The organism is Paenibacillus sp. GM2FR, assembly GCF_002803325.1.
GTDB lineage: Bacteria > Bacillota > Bacilli > Paenibacillales > Paenibacillaceae > Paenibacillus_AQ > Paenibacillus_AQ lautus.
In genome coordinates this window covers 1-15,957 of the sequence record NZ_MKZM01000013.1, presented here as the reverse complement: position 1 = coordinate 15,957, position 15,957 = coordinate 1, and the positions used below count along the sequence as shown (strand labels likewise).

The 15,957-nt window shown below is 47.3% G+C and carries 22 protein-coding genes and 1 rRNA gene; 20 read left to right on the top strand and 3 right to left on the bottom strand.

Going from position 1 to position 15,957, the window contains the following annotated elements:
- Window positions 1-5 precede the first annotated feature (5 nt).
- The 8 genes from PAEVO_RS32375 (at window position 6) to truA (ending at window position 4,250) form a co-directional block, all read left to right on the top strand.
- Window positions 6-311 carry a KOW domain-containing RNA-binding protein gene (locus PAEVO_RS32375; protein ID WP_100541546.1) on the top strand — a complete coding sequence of 102 codons (306 nt, stop codon included), beginning with the start codon at window positions 6-8 and terminating at the stop codon, window positions 309-311.
- 2 nt (window positions 312-313) lie between these two features.
- Window positions 314-529 carry a translation initiation factor IF-1 gene (infA, locus tag PAEVO_RS32370; RefSeq protein WP_006212898.1) on the top strand — a complete coding sequence of 72 codons (216 nt, stop codon included), beginning with the start codon at window positions 314-316 and terminating at the stop codon, window positions 527-529.
- Window positions 530-660: 131 nt separating this feature from the next.
- The gene (gene rpmJ, locus PAEVO_RS32365) at window positions 661-774 is read left to right on the top strand and encodes a 50S ribosomal protein L36 (protein ID WP_003333770.1); all 114 of its coding nucleotides are present in this window, start codon (window positions 661-663) and stop codon (window positions 772-774) included.
- Window positions 775-794: 20 nt separating this feature from the next.
- Complete coding sequence (gene rpsM, locus PAEVO_RS32360; protein ID WP_006212897.1) at window positions 795-1,163, top strand: 30S ribosomal protein S13; 369 nt, start codon at window positions 795-797, stop codon at window positions 1,161-1,163.
- 19 nt (window positions 1,164-1,182) lie between these two features.
- Window positions 1,183-1,578 carry a 30S ribosomal protein S11 gene (gene rpsK / locus PAEVO_RS32355; protein ID WP_009589209.1) on the top strand — a complete coding sequence of 132 codons (396 nt, stop codon included), beginning with the start codon at window positions 1,183-1,185 and terminating at the stop codon, window positions 1,576-1,578.
- A 134-nt stretch (window positions 1,579-1,712) separates the two neighbouring features.
- A complete protein-coding gene (locus PAEVO_RS32350; protein ID WP_071221012.1) occupies window positions 1,713-2,657 on the top strand; it encodes a DNA-directed RNA polymerase subunit alpha in 945 nt (314 codons plus the stop codon).
- A 40-nt stretch (window positions 2,658-2,697) separates the two neighbouring features.
- Window positions 2,698-3,063: a 50S ribosomal protein L17 gene (gene rplQ / locus PAEVO_RS32345; protein WP_071221011.1), complete on the top strand. Its 366-nt coding sequence runs from the start codon at window positions 2,698-2,700 to the stop codon at window positions 3,061-3,063.
- Window positions 3,064-3,467: 404 nt separating this feature from the next.
- Window positions 3,468-4,250 (top strand): tRNA pseudouridine(38-40) synthase TruA, encoded by a 783-nt coding sequence (gene truA / locus PAEVO_RS32340; protein WP_100541545.1) that lies wholly within the window; start codon window positions 3,468-3,470, stop codon window positions 4,248-4,250.
- 2 nt (window positions 4,251-4,252) lie between these two features.
- On the opposite strand, the gene PAEVO_RS34065 is transcribed toward truA, so the two are convergent.
- Window positions 4,253-4,498 (bottom strand): hypothetical protein, encoded by a 246-nt coding sequence (locus PAEVO_RS34065; RefSeq protein ID WP_165789789.1) that lies wholly within the window; start codon window positions 4,496-4,498, stop codon window positions 4,253-4,255.
- 62 nt (window positions 4,499-4,560) lie between these two features.
- On the opposite strand from PAEVO_RS34065, the gene rplM reads away from it, so the two are divergent.
- The 8 genes from rplM to PAEVO_RS32300 all read left to right on the top strand — a co-directional run bounded on the left by rplM (window position 4,561) and on the right by PAEVO_RS32300 (window position 11,951).
- Entirely contained in the window at window positions 4,561-4,998 is a 438-nt protein-coding gene (rplM, locus tag PAEVO_RS32335) for a 50S ribosomal protein L13 (RefSeq protein ID WP_100541544.1), read from the top strand.
- 20 nt (window positions 4,999-5,018) lie between these two features.
- Window positions 5,019-5,411 (top strand): 30S ribosomal protein S9, encoded by a 393-nt coding sequence (gene rpsI / locus PAEVO_RS32330; RefSeq protein WP_006212891.1) that lies wholly within the window; start codon window positions 5,019-5,021, stop codon window positions 5,409-5,411.
- A 320-nt stretch (window positions 5,412-5,731) separates the two neighbouring features.
- Window positions 5,732-6,181, top strand: coding sequence for a MarR family winged helix-turn-helix transcriptional regulator (locus PAEVO_RS32325; RefSeq protein WP_100541543.1), 450 nt, complete (start codon window positions 5,732-5,734; stop codon window positions 6,179-6,181).
- 9 nt (window positions 6,182-6,190) lie between these two features.
- Window positions 6,191-7,840 (top strand): MDR family MFS transporter, encoded by a 1,650-nt coding sequence (locus PAEVO_RS32320; protein ID WP_100541542.1) that lies wholly within the window; start codon window positions 6,191-6,193, stop codon window positions 7,838-7,840.
- Between the two features lie 190 nt (window positions 7,841-8,030).
- A complete protein-coding gene (locus PAEVO_RS32315) occupies window positions 8,031-8,723 on the top strand; it encodes a phosphoadenylyl-sulfate reductase (RefSeq protein WP_100541541.1) in 693 nt (230 codons plus the stop codon).
- A 57-nt stretch (window positions 8,724-8,780) separates the two neighbouring features.
- Window positions 8,781-9,950, top strand: a complete 1,170-nt coding sequence (gene sat, locus PAEVO_RS32310) for a sulfate adenylyltransferase (protein ID WP_100541540.1) — start codon at window positions 8,781-8,783, stop codon at window positions 9,948-9,950.
- 70 nt (window positions 9,951-10,020) lie between these two features.
- Window positions 10,021-10,794, top strand: coding sequence for an N-acetylmuramoyl-L-alanine amidase CwlD (gene cwlD / locus PAEVO_RS32305; protein ID WP_100541539.1), 774 nt, complete (start codon window positions 10,021-10,023; stop codon window positions 10,792-10,794).
- 62 nt (window positions 10,795-10,856) lie between these two features.
- Window positions 10,857-11,951 (top strand): Mrp/NBP35 family ATP-binding protein, encoded by a 1,095-nt coding sequence (locus tag PAEVO_RS32300; RefSeq protein ID WP_100541538.1) that lies wholly within the window; start codon window positions 10,857-10,859, stop codon window positions 11,949-11,951.
- Window positions 11,952-12,019: 68 nt separating this feature from the next.
- Here the strand turns inward: PAEVO_RS32300 and gerD are convergent, their stop codons facing one another.
- A complete protein-coding gene (gene gerD, locus PAEVO_RS32295; protein ID WP_100541537.1) occupies window positions 12,020-12,730 on the bottom strand; it encodes a spore germination lipoprotein GerD in 711 nt (236 codons plus the stop codon).
- A gap of 243 nt (window positions 12,731-12,973) precedes the next feature.
- Here gerD and PAEVO_RS32290 point away from each other — a divergent pair, with 243 nt between their 5' ends.
- Window positions 12,974-13,567: a KinB-signaling pathway activation protein gene (locus tag PAEVO_RS32290; RefSeq protein ID WP_100541536.1), complete on the top strand. Its 594-nt coding sequence runs from the start codon at window positions 12,974-12,976 to the stop codon at window positions 13,565-13,567.
- Between the two features lie 58 nt (window positions 13,568-13,625).
- Here the strand turns inward: PAEVO_RS32290 and pdaB are convergent, their stop codons facing one another.
- Entirely contained in the window at window positions 13,626-14,429 is an 804-nt protein-coding gene (pdaB, locus tag PAEVO_RS32285) for a polysaccharide deacetylase family sporulation protein PdaB (protein ID WP_100541535.1), read from the bottom strand.
- Between the two features lie 95 nt (window positions 14,430-14,524).
- Here pdaB and PAEVO_RS32280 point away from each other — a divergent pair, with 95 nt between their 5' ends.
- From PAEVO_RS32280 to PAEVO_RS32270, 3 genes are all read left to right on the top strand, one after another.
- Window positions 14,525-15,133, top strand: a complete 609-nt coding sequence (locus PAEVO_RS32280; RefSeq protein WP_100541534.1) for a stage II sporulation protein M — start codon at window positions 14,525-14,527, stop codon at window positions 15,131-15,133.
- A gap of 210 nt (window positions 15,134-15,343) precedes the next feature.
- A complete protein-coding gene (locus tag PAEVO_RS32275; protein WP_009592811.1) occupies window positions 15,344-15,574 on the top strand; it encodes a hypothetical protein in 231 nt (76 codons plus the stop codon).
- A gap of 320 nt (window positions 15,575-15,894) precedes the next feature.
- A 16S ribosomal RNA gene (locus PAEVO_RS32270) occupies window positions 15,895-15,957 on the top strand; the annotation flags it as partial.

Genomic DNA, 15,957 nt, shown 5'->3' with positions numbered 1-15,957 from the left:
ATAACATGAATAATGAAGTCATGCTTCAACCCGGTCAGATTGTTAAGATACTGAAAGGTAGAGATGCCGGACAGTATGCCGTTATCGTTTCGATTGAGGACAGCAGGTTCGTGTTGATTGCGGATGGGGACAAACGCAAGTTTGACGGGGCCAAGAAGAAGAATGTTCTTCATCTTGAACCTCAATCCTACATTAGCAGTGAAGTGGTAAACAGTTTGCAAGAAAGCGGTCGGGTTACAAACGGTAAACTGCGTTTCGCACTGGACCGGTTTGTATCCGATAAATCCAAGGCAGATCAGAAAGGAGACTAACTGTGGCTAAAGAAGATGTCATTGAAGTCGAAGGAACGGTCATTGAGCCGTTGCCGAATGCTACCTTTAAAGTCGAGCTGGAGAATGGTCATCAGATTCTCGCTCATGTTTCCGGAAAGCTGCGGATGCACTTTATCCGTATCCTTACAGGAGACAAAGTGGTTGTTCAACTCTCGCCGTATGATTTAACCAAAGGTCGTATCACGTACCGTAAATAGATTCAAGGTTCCCCTGGGGAATCAAGGAAAGCTGCGAAGCGGTTTTACTGACGTAAAACTCAGCAGCGGTAACAAACTACTTTAGTTTCGAAGCTGGTTTTACAATGTAAAACTTGGAGGAGGTAATTAGCATGAAGGTAAGACCTTCTGTAAAGCCTATTTGCGAAAAATGCAAAGTCATTCGCCGCAAAGGGAACGTAATGGTTATCTGTGAAAATCCGAAACACAAACAAAAACAAGGTTAAAGAAGGGGGTGTAGCGTAAAATGGCTCGTATAGCTGGTGTGGATTTGCCACGTGACAAACGCGTTGAGATCGCCTTGACTTACATTTTCGGAATCGGTAAAACGACTTCCCAGAAAGTACTGAAAGAAACTGGAATCAATGCAGACACTCGTGTCCGTGATTTGACAGAAGATGAAGTCAGCAAATTGCGCGAAACGATCGATGGTATGGTTAAGGTAGAAGGTGACCTGCGTCGTGAAATTTCCTTAAATATTAAACGTCTCACGGAGATCGGCTGCTACCGCGGTATTCGTCACCGTCGTGGATTGCCTGTTCGTGGTCAACGTACTAAAACGAATGCTCGTACACGTAAAGGTCCTCGTCGTACCGTAGCGAACAAGAAGAAATAAGAAAGGGGGATAATAGACAATGGCTAAACCAAAAAAAGTCGTACGTACTAAACGTCGTGACCGCAAAAATATTGAAAGTGGCGTGGCTCATATCCGCTCCACATTCAACAATACAATCGTAACGATTACGGATCCTCACGGAAACGCGATTTCTTGGGCAAGCTCCGGCGGCCTTGGATTTAAAGGTTCCCGTAAGTCGACCCCGTTCGCTGCGCAAATGGCTGCTGAAACAGCTGCCAAAGCGGCTATGGAACACGGTATGAAAGCGGTGGAAGTAATGGTTAAAGGTCCTGGTGCTGGTCGTGAAGCAGCAATTCGTTCTCTGCAAGCAGCAGGTCTCGAAGTAAACCTGATCAAAGACGTTACACCAATTCCACATAACGGATGCCGCCCACCAAAACGTCGTCGCGTATAATGAAGTCATCCTGTTAATGTGGTATAAATCCGTTGCAATCTGCTAATAATGGTTGTTTAGGCATACTACTACATGGATTACTGGATAAGATGACAGTTTCATATAGGAGCGACGTTTGAAGGAGGGGTACTTGCGTGATTGAAATCGAAAAGCCGAAAATTGAGACCGTTGATGTCAATGAAGATGGAACCTATGGGAAATTCGTAGTTGAGCCTCTGGAGAGAGGGTATGGCACGACGCTGGGGAACTCGCTTCGCCGCATCTTGTTATCCTCACTACCGGGAGCTGCAGTCACATCGATTCAAATCGATGGCGTACTGCATGAATTTTCCACGATTCCGGGTGTCATGGAAGACGTGACCGAGGTCATCCTGAACCTGAAAGCTTTGTCTCTGAAAATTCATTCCGATGAAGAGAAAGTGTTCGAGATTGATGCGGAGGGTGAAGGGGTTGTTACTGCTGGTGACATCCGTGCGGATAGTGATGTGGAGATTCTGAACCCAGATCTTCATATTGCAACGCTCGGCCCTGGTGCAAGACTTCATATGCGTATTTTTGCCAGTCGCGGTCGTGGCTATGTCCAGGCGGATCGGAACAAACGCGATGACCAGCCTATCGGCGTCATTCCCGTCGATTCGATCTATACTCCGATTAGCCGTGTTAACTACGGTGTGGAAAATACGCGTGTTGGTCAAGTAACCAACTACGATAAACTGACGCTTGAAATTTGGACGGATGGCAGCATCCGCCCGGAAGAAGCTGTTAGTCTCGGCGCGAAAATCTTGACTGAGCATCTGTTCCTCTTCGTAGGTCTGACCGACGAAGCGAAGGATGCGGAGATCATGGTTGAGAAAGAAGAAGACAAGAAAGAAAAAGTGCTTGAAATGACGATCGAAGAGCTGGATCTTTCCGTTCGTTCCTACAACTGCTTGAAACGTGCCGGCATTAATACGGTACAAGAGCTGACCACGAAAACCGAAGAGGATATGATGAAAGTCCGGAACCTCGGACGCAAATCCTTGGAGGAAGTTCAAGAGAAGCTTGAAGAGTTGGGCCTGGGACTTCGTACGGAAGAATAGCATAGATTCGGCTTAGCTTAGCAAAGGAGGGAAAAAACACATGGCATACCAAAAGTTGGGCCGCGATTCCAGTGCGCGTAAAGCGTTGTTCCGTGACCTGGTAACCGACCTTTTCTTATATGAGCGCATTCAAACGACTGAAGCCAAAGCGAAAGAAGTTCGTTCGATCGCTGAGAAGTTGATCACAAAAGCAAAAAAAGGTGATCTTCACGCTCGTCGTCAAGTAGCTGCATTCGTGCGTCGTGAAACAGTAGACGGTGAACAAGATGCAATCCAAAAATTGTTCTCCGAAATCGCTCCTCGTTACTCCGAGCGTCCAGGCGGATACACTCGTATCCTGAAACTGGGTCCTCGTCGTGGTGACGCAGCTCCAATGGTTTACTTGGAACTGGTAGATCGCGCGTAAATTAGCTTTGTTCCATTGAAGTGACTGTAGTTATGTATGCCCGGCTCCGTAGATGTTTATTCTTGGAGCCATGAACGGGAAGTGGTGCGAGATATAGTCGATCATTTGGTTCGACTCGTCTCGACTACTCCATGGGCAACAATAACGGGGACCTTCTAGTCATGTGGCTGACTCGAAGGGTTCGGCTTAACATGATGAAAAGGAGCTCCTATGGGGCTCTTTTTTGATAGATATAGAATTTATAGGTTGTCAGCGAAGCTGATGCAATTCTATATCCCAAGAAAACCTACCTTCTAATCGCGGTCGCTCATCCTTGAGAAAAGCCGCGATTGATGTTTTCTTATAATGTGTACAGGCTTTCGTTGTTGCGGCGTATTTCGATGAAAGCACTCAGGAGGTCAGCAATGCGTAATCTTCTGATGAAGGTCAGTTACGACGGTACCGATTATAACGGCTTTCAGACCCAGCCCGGTGGTCACACGATTCAGGATTATTTGGAGGAAGCGATCCGCCGTTTGTCTGGTGAACAGCTTAAGATTACGGCTTCTGGCCGGACAGATGCCGGGGTGCATGCTCGTGCCCAGGTATTCAACTTCTACACAGCTTCTCCAATTCCCGTAGAGCGTTGGTGTATGGCATTAAACACTTGGCTGCCGGAAGATATCGTGGTTTCGGATGCGATGGAGGTACCTATGGAATTCCATTCCCGCCATGCAGCGAAACGGAAAACCTATCGTTTTACCATCAATGCAAACCAATATCCGGATCTATTTAACCGGCGGTACCAGATCCACCATCATGGGAAACTGGATATCGCAGCGATGGAGCAGGGACTTTCTCATCTGATCGGAACGCATGACTATACAACGTTTGCGTCACGGAAGTCGACGAAGCCGTCCCATGTTCGTACTATTTTTGATGCTTGGATCGAGAAGGATACGTCCATGTGCCGTCCGGGCACGAGAGATCAAGGAGTCATTCATACGTATGTATCCGGGAATGGGTTTCTGCAGCATATGGTTCGGATTATTATGGGAACGTTGATTGAGGTAGGGGAAGGTAAGCGCCATCCGGATGACATGTTGGTCATACTGGAAGCCAAAAACCGGGCAGCAGCCGGTCCAACAGCTATGGGCAAGGGCCTGATGTTATGGGAAGTGGAGTATGATATCGCCGAGAAGGGTTAACCTCAATGACCGTCGATATTTAGACCACGGACCAGGCGATCACAAAAAGAAGAAGAAATCGCTTCTGGACGTGATGGGTGACTTGTTTGAATAACACGCATGGTGTAAGGTGGAAAACCAAAAAACACTTGCGGAAGTGGGCGTAATCCTGTATTATATAAGTTGTGTTTTCTTAACGGCTCTCCCACAGCCCCGGTTAAGAAAATACCGAATGCAAGACTGCAACACCATGACAATGCTTTAAACATGATCGAAGATAAATAATGAAAATTAATGATGATTTTCGGACGAATACAAGGAGGAACTATACATGCGTACCACCTATATGGCGAAGCCAAATGAAGTTGAGCGCAAATGGTACATCGTTGATGCCGAAGGCAAGACGCTTGGCCGTTTGGCAAGTGAAGTTGCGGCTCTGATCCGCGGCAAACATAAGCCTCAATTCACTCCACATGTTGACACAGGGGATTTCGTGGTTGTTATCAACTCCGAGAAAATCCACCTCACTGGCAAAAAGATGGAGAACAAGAAATACTATCGTCACTCCCTGCATCCAGGTGGATTGAAAGTAACTGCAGCTCAAGACCTGATTGCTAAATACCCAGAGCGCGTAATCGAAAGCGCGGTTCACGGAATGCTTCCTAAAACTCGCATGGGCGAGAAAATGAAGCTGAGACTGAAAGCATATGCAGGCACAGCACATCCACATGAAGCACAAAAACCAGAAGTTTATGAACTTCGCGGTTAATTAAAAAGGAGGACAGTTTCATGGCACAAGTACAATACTATGGGACAGGTCGTCGTAAACACTCGGTAGCACGTGTACGCCTCGTACCGGGTGAAGGACGCATTGTCATCAATAAACGTGATATTAATGAATATTTCGGTTTGGAAACACTCAAACTGATCGTTAAACAACCTTTGAATCTGACAGAAACACTGGGCAAATATGACGTGCTTGTCATCGCTCATGGTGGCGGCATCTCCGGTCAAGCTGGAGCAATTCGTCACGGTATCTCCCGTGCTCTTCTGAAAGCAGATCCAGAATTCCGTCCTTCTCTGAAAAGAGCTGGATTCCTGACTCGCGACCCTCGTATGAAAGAACGTAAAAAATACGGTCTTAAAGCAGCTCGTCGCGCTCCTCAGTTCTCCAAGCGTTAATATTTCCGATTTACCAAGCCCTTGGCCATTATGGTCAAGGGCTTTTTTACGTTATCAGAAAGTAGTTTGTCCACAAAGATATGCACATCATTGACAACACACTTGGAATTCGTTCGCCAAATGTGGGTAGGTTGTTCACATGATGTGCACAACCTGCGGATAGAAGGATATGCATATGGATGTTCTTACATCGTTAACCACTTGACTTGATATGTAAATAGAGATATATTATTTATTGCGAATTAATTAAGTACTTAAATAATTAATATTTAATCATTAATTAAATAAGTAATTTTCGGAGCAAGGAAGGGGGGATATAGTTGGATCGCAATGAAGAGATTTTTAAGGTGTCGTCGATGTTCCGGGCACTGATGAAGAACATTTCTCAGGAATGGAACAAGTCGAGCGCCGGGAAATACAATTTAAGCTTTCCTCAATTTCAGGTACTGTATGTATTAAAGCTGCGCGGGCCTCTGAAGGTATCGGAGCTTGCTGAAGTCTTGTCACTGACACCGCCGGCTATAACCGGACTGACGGATAAATTGGTTGCAGAAGGATATCTGCAGAAAGAACGCGCTGAGGATGACCGCAGAGTTGTCAACATCACGCTCTTGGAACCGGGTCTTGAGATCATTAAGAAAGTGAAGAAGGATCAGAAGGAAATGATTCAAGGTTTTTTTAACTTCCTCTCTGAGGAAGACATTCAGCATTTGAGAAGAATCTTCTCCTTGATGCTGTCAAACATAGATAAAGACAATCACAATGGGTAGAGGTGGAGCATGGAGCATTTAACGCTTAAACGTAAAATTTCAATTATGATAGCGATCATGGCTGCGATGTTCTTCGCAGCCATTAACCAGACGATAACAAGCACCGCAATGCCGCGGATTATCGCCATTCTCGATGGTATGGATTATTATACATGGACCATCAACATTTATTTGTTAACATCAACGATCGCAACGATATTGGTGGGTAAGCTGTCCGACATGTTCGGACGTAAGCCGTTTATTTTGATCGGTATATTATTTTTCATGTTAGGGGCGTTCCTAACAGGCACATCCACAGACGTGTACCAATTCATTATTTACCGTGGTATTCAAGGTATAGGTGCCGGTATTATCCAGTCAACCGCTTTTATGTCGGTCGGGGACTTATTCCCTCCTCGGGAACGTGGTAAATGGATGGGGCTGATGACCGCGGTATTCGGTTTTTCCAGTGTCCTTGGTCCTACCCTAGGCGGGTATCTGGTCGATAACATCGAATGGCGTTGGTTGTTCTGGATCTTCCTGCCGCTGGGTGTAGTGGCCTTTATCATGATCTGGACGCTGTTTCCGAAGGTTGAACGCAAACCTGGACAGTCCATTGACTATCTGGGCTCTCTGTTCCTTACAACGTCTATCGTTCCTTTACTGCTGGCCTTTTCTTGGGCAGGTACGGAATATCCTTGGGGATCGCCGGAGATTATTGGACTCATCGCAGCTTCGGTTGTATCGGCTCTTATCTTTATCTTGGTAGAGATGAAAGCGAAGGAACCTGTATTGCCACTTAGTTTGTTTAAAAATAGTGTCGTTACGGTTTCTAATCTGATTGGATTTTTTATGAACTTTGGTTTGATGGGTGCCATGATTTATATTTCCTTCTATGTTCAAGGTGTACTTGGTATCTCACCAACCTATGCGGGTTATGTAACTATACCCATGTCGATTTTCATGATGGGTACAAGTGCCGTAGCAGGTCAACTCATTGCGAAGAGTGGTAAGTACAAACGGTACGCACTTCTTGGAGTTCCAATTATGATGGTCGGTATGGGAATTATGGTGTTCATGGACAACATCTGGCTTACTGTGGTTAGTACCATTATTTTCGGTATCGGTCTTGGCTTGGGTATGCCGGTATTCTCACTGGCTACGCAGAATGCGGTACCCCACAATGAGCTCGGTGTAGCAACGGCTTCATCCCAATTGTTCCGTAATCTTGGGGGGACGATCGGGATCGCGGTCATGGGTACGGTTATGTCGAACAACCTGACAAAGAATCTGAAGGAAGCTCTTCAGTCAGCTAATGCACCGGATTTTAGCTCTGTGGATCCACAGCTGGCTCAGCAGATGCTCTCCTTCGCCAATCCGCAGACACTGATGAATAAACCGCTGATTGAGCAGACGCAGGCAAGTCTTCCTGCGGAGGTACAGCCATTATTCGTACAAATGATCGATAGTATCCGCGATGCACTTGGAAATACATTGTCGATGGTGTTCCTCACAGGGACGTTAGTTCTCGTAGTCGCACTGCTGCTCGTATTCTTCCTAAAAGAAATTCCACTGCGGACCTCGAATCAGGGATCGGCTCCCAAACCCGAGGATTCGGAAGGGAAAAGTGCCAGTGCTGGTACTAGAACTAAAGAGGTATCGGTGGCAACAACAGACTAAGATTGGTATTTGTCAAAATGTTTGGAAATTGAAGAGAAGGAAGGCCCTTTCTGCTTGTGCAGGAAGGGCTTTTTCGTTTTTATTGGTATCGATTTGATGGTTGACATTTATTAGGAATGTTTTATACTGTATTTAATTCATATTATTTCAGTAGGATTATCGGGAATAATTACGGGGGAGGCATCCAATCATGAATTTGCTGGAGAAAGAGGATTTGATCCGAGTGCAAGCAGAAGAGCTTGAGCATGCATCGGCAGAGGAAGTCATCGCATTTGCGATCAAGACATTTCCCAATATAACGTTTGCTTGCAGTTTTGGAGCAGAAGATGTGGTATTGGTGGATATGATTCAAAAGATTAGCCCGTCGACGGATATTTTTTATCTGGATACCGATTTTCATTTCAAGGAGACATACGAGACGCGGGATCGTATGGCCGAACGTTATGGCCTGGAATTCGTGCGGGTCTCTCCGCTCATTACGCCGGAAGAGCAAGCGGCTCAGCATGGTGAAGCATTATGGAGCGTCAACCCGACGGAGTGCTGTAACATCCGAAAGGTAGAACCATTGACTCGGATTTTGTCTCAATATGAGGCTTGGATTACAGGGATACGAAGAGATCAAGCGCCTACCCGAGCTAATTCGAAGAAGATTGAGTACGATACCAAGTTCGGGTTGGTGAAGTTCAATCCGATCGCAGGCTGGACTAGCGAGGATGTGTGGAACTACATCCGAGCTAACGAGATCATCTACAACCCGCTGCATGATCAGAATTATCCAAGCATTGGCTGCGAACATTGCACACGACAGGTCATGCCAGGCGAAGATCCACGTGCTGGACGTTGGTCAGGTCATGAGAAGACGGAGTGCGGACTTCATAAATAAACCAATCATGAACGACTTAGGATCGTATAGTTACAGCATAAGAAGGAGGAATTATTCATGACAGCCATACTCCCTCATGGCGGTACGCTGGTACAGCGGGTAGCCCAAGGAGCAGAGCGTGAAGATTTATTGAGACAGGTCGAGACTCTTTATAAAGTCCCTGTAAACGCCTGGACCATATCGGACCTGGATCTGATCGGGGTCGGGGCATTTTCACCATTGCAAGGATTTCTGAACGAGCAGGATTACAAGTCTGTGGTTTCCTCTATGCGTTTATCGGACGGTACGGTGTGGAGCATACCGGTCACACTGGCTGTTGATGAGCAGACAGCGGCTAAACTTGTCGTCGGCGAGAAGGCGGCACTTGTAGGCGAAGAAGATGGGGTCGTCTATGGCGTTATCGATGTAGAGAGCGTCTACCAGGTGGATCAGCAAGTCGAGGCTGTTCAAGTATTTAAGACCGATGATCCGGAGCATCCAGGCGTGAAGAAGCTTTTTGAACGTCCTTCGACCTATGTAGGCGGGCCGATCCAAGTCTTGAATCGTCCACAGCCTGAACGGTTTGGCGAATTTTATTTTGATCCGGCAGAGACCCGCGAACAGTTCAAAGCCAAGGGCTGGAATACGGTTGTCGGCTTTCAGACCCGAAATCCGGTTCACCGTGCACATGAATACATTCAGAAGAGTGCAATGGAGATTGTAGACGCATTATTCCTCAATCCGCTTGTAGGAGAGACCAAATCGGATGACGTTCCTGCCAATGTGCGAATGAAGAGCTATCTGACCTTGCTGGAGAACTACTATCCCGCGGATCGCACCTTCCTGGGCGTATTTCCGGCTGCTATGCGTTATGCGGGACCTAGGGAAGCTGTATTTCATGCCATGGTTCGGAAAAACTATGGATGCACCCATTTTATCGTTGGCCGGGATCACGCAGGAGTCGGTGACTATTACGGTACGTATGAGGCGCAGGAAATTTTCAGGAATTTCACTGCAGAAGAGTTGGGTATTACCCCGCTGTTCTTCGAGCACAGCTTCTTCTGCACCACTTGCGGAAACATGGCCTCAAGCAAAACATGTCCGCACCCTAAGGAAAATCATCTGACCTTGTCGGGAACGAAAGTCCGTGGCTTGCTTCGCGAAGGGCAGTGCCCACCGCCGGAATTTACGCGTCCGGAAGTCGCGCAAGTGCTGATCGAAGGCATGAAAGAGCAGATTACGGTATAACAAAGGCATAAATAGCCACCTTGTCCCATATGATGGAGTAGAACAACTCATGGGACGAGGTGGTTTTGTTATGTCCAGGCGGAGAACGGACAAGGTTACGGTGTGGATATCGTTGAAGAGAATCAAGCAAACCATGATTGGAGCTGTGCTGCTGGCACTGCTCATTATCGTTGTAACATACGAAATCCCATCTGCCAAAACGTCGAATACCTGGAGTTTGCCGCTTGCCGGCAAAGTCATCGCCCTTGATGCAGGACATGGCGGACCAGATGGCGGGGCGGTAAGCCGACAAGGTGTCATAGAGAAGGATGTAAACCTGGCGATCACCTTGTATTTACGGGATTATTTGCAGCAGGCAGGCGCGCTCGTCATTATGACAAGAGAAGGAGATTACGATCTGGCTGCAGAAAGCACAAAGGGCTATTCCAAGCGTAAAACGGAAGACCTCAAACAACGCGTGCGGATGATCGAGGACAGTAAAGCAGATCTGTTTATCAGCATGCATCTGAACAGCATTCCGTCCAATCGATGGAGAGGGGCGCAGACCTTTTTCCCTCCGAATAACGGGGAAAGTAAAAAACTCGCCGAATGGATTCAGGCTGAAATCAGACATAACCTGGAGAATACGCAGCGTCTGGCCAAAACGGATGATAAGGTATTTTTGCTCCAGGCCCTGCGCATGCCATCTGCACTGGTGGAGGTCGGTTTCTTGTCCCATCCAGAGGAATCCGAATTGCTCCGTGATGAGAAATATCAGAGAAAGGTCGCAGCTTCCGTGTATAATGGCATTCTGCGTTATACCTCCGGAGAGTCCACCAACGAGTCGTCACAAGCTGCAGAGTAATGGTATAATGGACATGAAATCGAAACACTGTCTATTCCATTACATAGAGCAGAGGTGCTTATATGCTGACTAGAGAAACGGTACAGGAGATACTCCAGCCTTTACGCGATCCCGAAACCGGGAAGAGCCTGATGGAGCTCCAGCGTATTCGAGATATTGTTGTAAAGGAACGCACGGTCCGATTATCCGTGACTTACAGTAGTGAAGATGTACGCGCTTCCCTGGAAGCGCAGATCAGAGAAATTCTTGAAGCTATGGGGGCGGAGGATATACATATCCGCATGCGCCCTCTAGACAACGCTGTTAGCGGAGCAACCCGGGAGGAAGATAACGATCGTGAGAAGCTAACCAAAGGGCATGCTGCCGGCATGGAGCAGAATACGCTCCTTAGCGAGCAGTCCGGCGTTCATTTCATTGCGATTGCAAGCGGCAAAGGCGGCGTTGGCAAATCCACCGTTACGGTGAATTTAGCTGCAGCTTTGGCTCGCCAAGGCAAGAAGGTCGGTTTGATTGACGCGGATATTTACGGCTTCAGCGTACCGGACATGATGGGCATTGAAGAGGGGCCGTCCGTAACCGAAGAGGGCGTCATCCATCCGGTTGAGCGTTTTGGTGTCAAGGTGATGTCCATGGGTTTCTTCATCCGGGAGAATAGTCCGGTGATTTGGCGCGGACCGATGCTTGGCAAAATGCTGCGTCAATTTTTCGCGGATGTCGCTTGGGGGGATCTGGATTACATGCTGCTGGACCTGCCGCCAGGCACAGGGGACGTAGCGCTTGACGTGCATCAGATGATTCCGCAGAGCAAAGAGATCATTGTAACCACCCCGCATGCTACCGCGGCTTTTGTTGCCGCCAGAGCGGGCGCGATGGCCTTGCAGACCGATCACGAAATCTTGGGTGTCGTGGAGAATATGTCCTATTATGTCTGTTCCCATGGCGGGGAGAAGGATTATGTATTTGGTCGTGGAGGCGGCGGAAAGCTTGCCGAGACGCTTCATACCGAGCTGCTTGCGCAGCTTCCGTTAGGCGCGCCGGACAACCACCCATCAGAGCCTGATTTCTCCCCATCGGTGTATAAGGCAGGTACCGAGAGCGCAGGGATCTACGATGAGATAGCCGCAAGAATTGCCGCTAAGCTGGAGGAATCCGTTTAGACAAGTTCCATATTATGAAACAAGCTCCCTAGGTAGGGAGCTTGTTTTCGTTTATGGGGATGTGTTGCTTAGCTGCCGCCTCCGCCGCCTCCGCCTTCTCCGCTTTCTTCACCTTCACCGCCACCTTCACCACCGCCGCCTTGCTCTTCTTGTCCCTGTCCTTCGCCTTGTTTTTTCTTCTCCACTTTAGGCTGAAGTTCGTCTTTCACAACCGTTTTGAGCAGTTCCAGCACCTCCATGCGGAACAGCGGGTTCTGCATAGCTTCCTGCATGACGGTCATGGACTGTTTGCGATAATCCGGGGTATTGGTCAATTCAAGAAACGATTTCATCACATCCGGAGACTTTAACATATCCTGAATCGCTTTTTGATACGTCGGGTCCTTGATGAGCTGCATATGCAGCTGCTTGCTTTCGGAATTGATGGCTTTCGCAAAATCACCGGCGAATTGCGGATCGGTCATAATCTTCTCAATTTCCTTCTTATATTCCTCCGACACCAGTGTATCCTTAACCGCCATCCGGATTTGATCCCCTGACTGGGCGGACATCATCCGCATTCCCATCGAGCCGCCGCTGCCGGAGGAACCGCCGGATCCGCCGCCAAGCGCTTCCTCTACCGCCTTTTTACCTTCATCGGTTTTGAGAATGTCGACCACCATGGACTTGATCTCTTTATATCCGAGCTGCGGGGACGAGCTTTGTTCTGCACCACAAGCGGTAAGCACCACGGCAGCAACGAAGACGATAATACATAAACGAAATAACGGCCACTTCATTACCGTTGTCCTCCTTTTTCAAGATCATTGAATTTATAAGTTTTCAGCGGAGCTGAACAAATTCGATAATCGCAAGAAAAACATCCTCTGCATGCGGTCAGTCCTCTGTAAAAGTACGCCGATAGATGTTTTTCTTACGCTTCTTCGCATAGTATGTGATGGATTTGCAGAAATATGTCGGATTCAGAATGGTTTTTTATTGTGAACGTTGGTAAAATAATGATCTGTGGGGGTGGAAGTTAGTTGAGCTTACGAAAGTGGTCTAAATTGTTTTTGAAAACGCTGCTCGTTGGGGCAGTGGCGGCATTAATTGTAGGTCTGATCCTGCAGTTGTTTAACGGCGCGATCGAATTCACGGGAATGGCCGATTTATTGATATACCCGCTGATTTTGTTGGGCTCTGGGGCACTGGTGAGCGTATACTCCCAGATGGGCTTTTTTGCGTACCTGACTTTAAATTATATGGGGATAGGCATTTTCCGCAGGAAAACCTGGCAATACATTCAGATTGTGTTGGCTGTTCTAGCATTGCTGGAGCTGATGTTCTTCCGTACCTTTGTCGGCGGATCCACTAGCTTGCAGCAAGATTTGATTTTGGGTATTTCCATTTTGATTATTGCCGTTGTCGTGGCTTATCTTAAAGTGAAGAGTACAAATGCTAATGCATGGATTCCAACCCTTTTCTTTATGATGGCGATTTCCATTGTGGAGATTATCGGTGTACTGCAAATTGGAGTCAGCAACGCCACGATTTTTATGGTGGTACCATTGCTGATCTGTAATGCATACCAAATTCTGACGCTTCATAAAGTAACACAGGACGAAAAAAAGAGCTAACACCTTAGCTCTTTTTTTGTTAAGCATTATTCAATTACAGGAGGACTTCCTCGAGAGTTTATAGTCCGCCTGCATCCTCGATGCTCTTCTGCAATGAAGCGTGATCGCGAACCTCGGTGCCTTGGGTGCTGCCCTGTTGAAGCAGATCGGTTACCGTAACGAACTCGTAGCCTTTATTACGAAGTTCCTTGATGATAAGTGGGAGTGCTTCATGGGTTTGTTTCACGGAGTCACTGGCGTGCATCAGCACGATGTCTCCCGGGTGCGCTTTGGAGACTACGCGGTCCACAATTTTCTCGACGCCGATATTCTTCCAGTCCCTGGAATCGGTATCCCACTGGATCACCGTGTAGTTAAGGCTTTGGGCTATACCGAGCACTCTTTTGTCAAAATCTCCGTTAGGCATCCGTATTAATTTGGGTTCTTGTCCGGTCATTGCGGTTAAAATAGTATGTGCCGAAGAAATCTGCTTGCGTATTTCCTCATCGGTGAGCGTGCTGTAATTATCGTGCTTGAAGCCGTGGCTCCCGATTTCATATCCGCTTTCCTTAATGGCATTCACGATATCGGGATGCGTTTTGCTCCATGGCGCAGACAGGAAGAAGGTTGCTTTTTGAACTCCATTGTCCTTTAAGGCCTGTAAAATAGGCTCTGCGCGTTTTTCGCCCCAGCTGATGTCAAACGTTAACGCGATCTGTTTCTTGTCCGTAGACACGCTGTAAATCGCTGACGGGTTGTTCTCGGAGAAGACCGAGATGTTGTCACTCTCCACATAAATAACGCCGATTGCAAAGATCGCTGCGGCAAGAACGAAGAAAAACCGCTTAATCTTTCTGCCGTTGAATACATAAAAAGAATTCATAATACGTACGCCCCTCTCCCTTCAGTGTGCAATAGCTTGTTTACTTTCAACATATGCTCGTACTTGCCAGTTATACCAATTTAGGAGGTTCTCGAATGTTACGTTTTAGCAATTTTCTCAGAGATTTAGGATCCATCCGGAAGGCATTGCTCCTGGCAGCGGTCATATTTATAGCCGGAATCGTGGCGGGAGCGAGTTCAGAGGGGTTCGAACAATTCCTTCTAGGTCAGCTTCAAGGATTAGGGGAGATTAGCCAGCAGCTGGGTTCCTCCGAGCATCCGGAATGGAGCTTCTTTGTCTTTATCTTTCTTAACAACAGCATTAAGAGTGTGTTGGTCATGTTCTCAGGCCTGCTGCTTGGCGTGATACCGTTCTTCTTCCTGGTCATCAATGGTATGGTGATTGGTTTCTTACTGAAAGTCGTGGGGGAGAGCGGAGAGAGTCTGTTTGATCTGATTGTGAAAGGACTGCTGCCTCATGGGATCATCGAGATACCGGTCATAGTGATCGCTTGCGGATATGGTCTTGCTTTTGGCGGGCTGGTGTTAAGAAGCGTAACGGCGACAGGCGAGCGCAGAAGCGGGATAGGCGCGGAGTGGCGCGGCTTTTGGCGTAAGCTGGGGACTGCCTCCTTATGGGTTGTCTTGCTGCTGCTCGTTGCCGCAATGATCGAAAGTACAATTACGTTGTGGCTGATGTCATAATTTCCCCTGAAATTGTGCATACCTAATAAAGCAGCTTAGCAGAGTAAAGAGAGAGCTGCGTGGACAGGGCGTTCATCATCATGCGCAGACAGCATACATTCGGTTTAGAGATCCCGCCAACACGGTTAATCACCATTACATAGGCAAGAGAAGCTTTAATCCGATGGAGTGACGTTACATGTTCGCTTAACTATACAAGGAGGTCCTATCATGCTGGGAATGCTATTCAATGAAAAAGAGTGCAAAGAGCTTGATTATGTACTGCGAAAAGAACTGGATGAGATGCTGCTGGATTTGAGCGACCAACGATTGGACCAAAACATCAGGCAGGCTATAGCTAACCGATATAAAACGGTGTTCCGCATGTATGCCCGGTTTGCCCCGCAGAAAGAACTCTCCAAATATGCGCGTAACGGGAAGTTTCCGCAAATCAAACATTAATTCTGCGAAAAAGTGTTGACTAACCGGCTGAGTATATGGTAAATTAATTTTCGCTTCCTTTTCGAAGGTGATGCCGCCAACCGGCGGCCATCAAACTTCAAAACAAACTTCAAAAAACTTTTTTAAAAAAAGTACTTGCAAAGTTGATAGGAAGTATGATATATTATAAAAGTCGCCGCTGAGATGCGGATGACGAAAGAGAAACACAGATTGATCTTTGAAAACTGAACAACGAGTGAGTAAAACGAACCACTTCGGTGGGACGTTGAAATAGAGAATTGAACAAATTCTCGTCAGTTAAGAAATGAGCAAGTCAAACTTTATTGGAGAGTTTGATCCTGGCTCAGGACGAACGCTGGCGGCGTGCCTAATACATGCAAGTC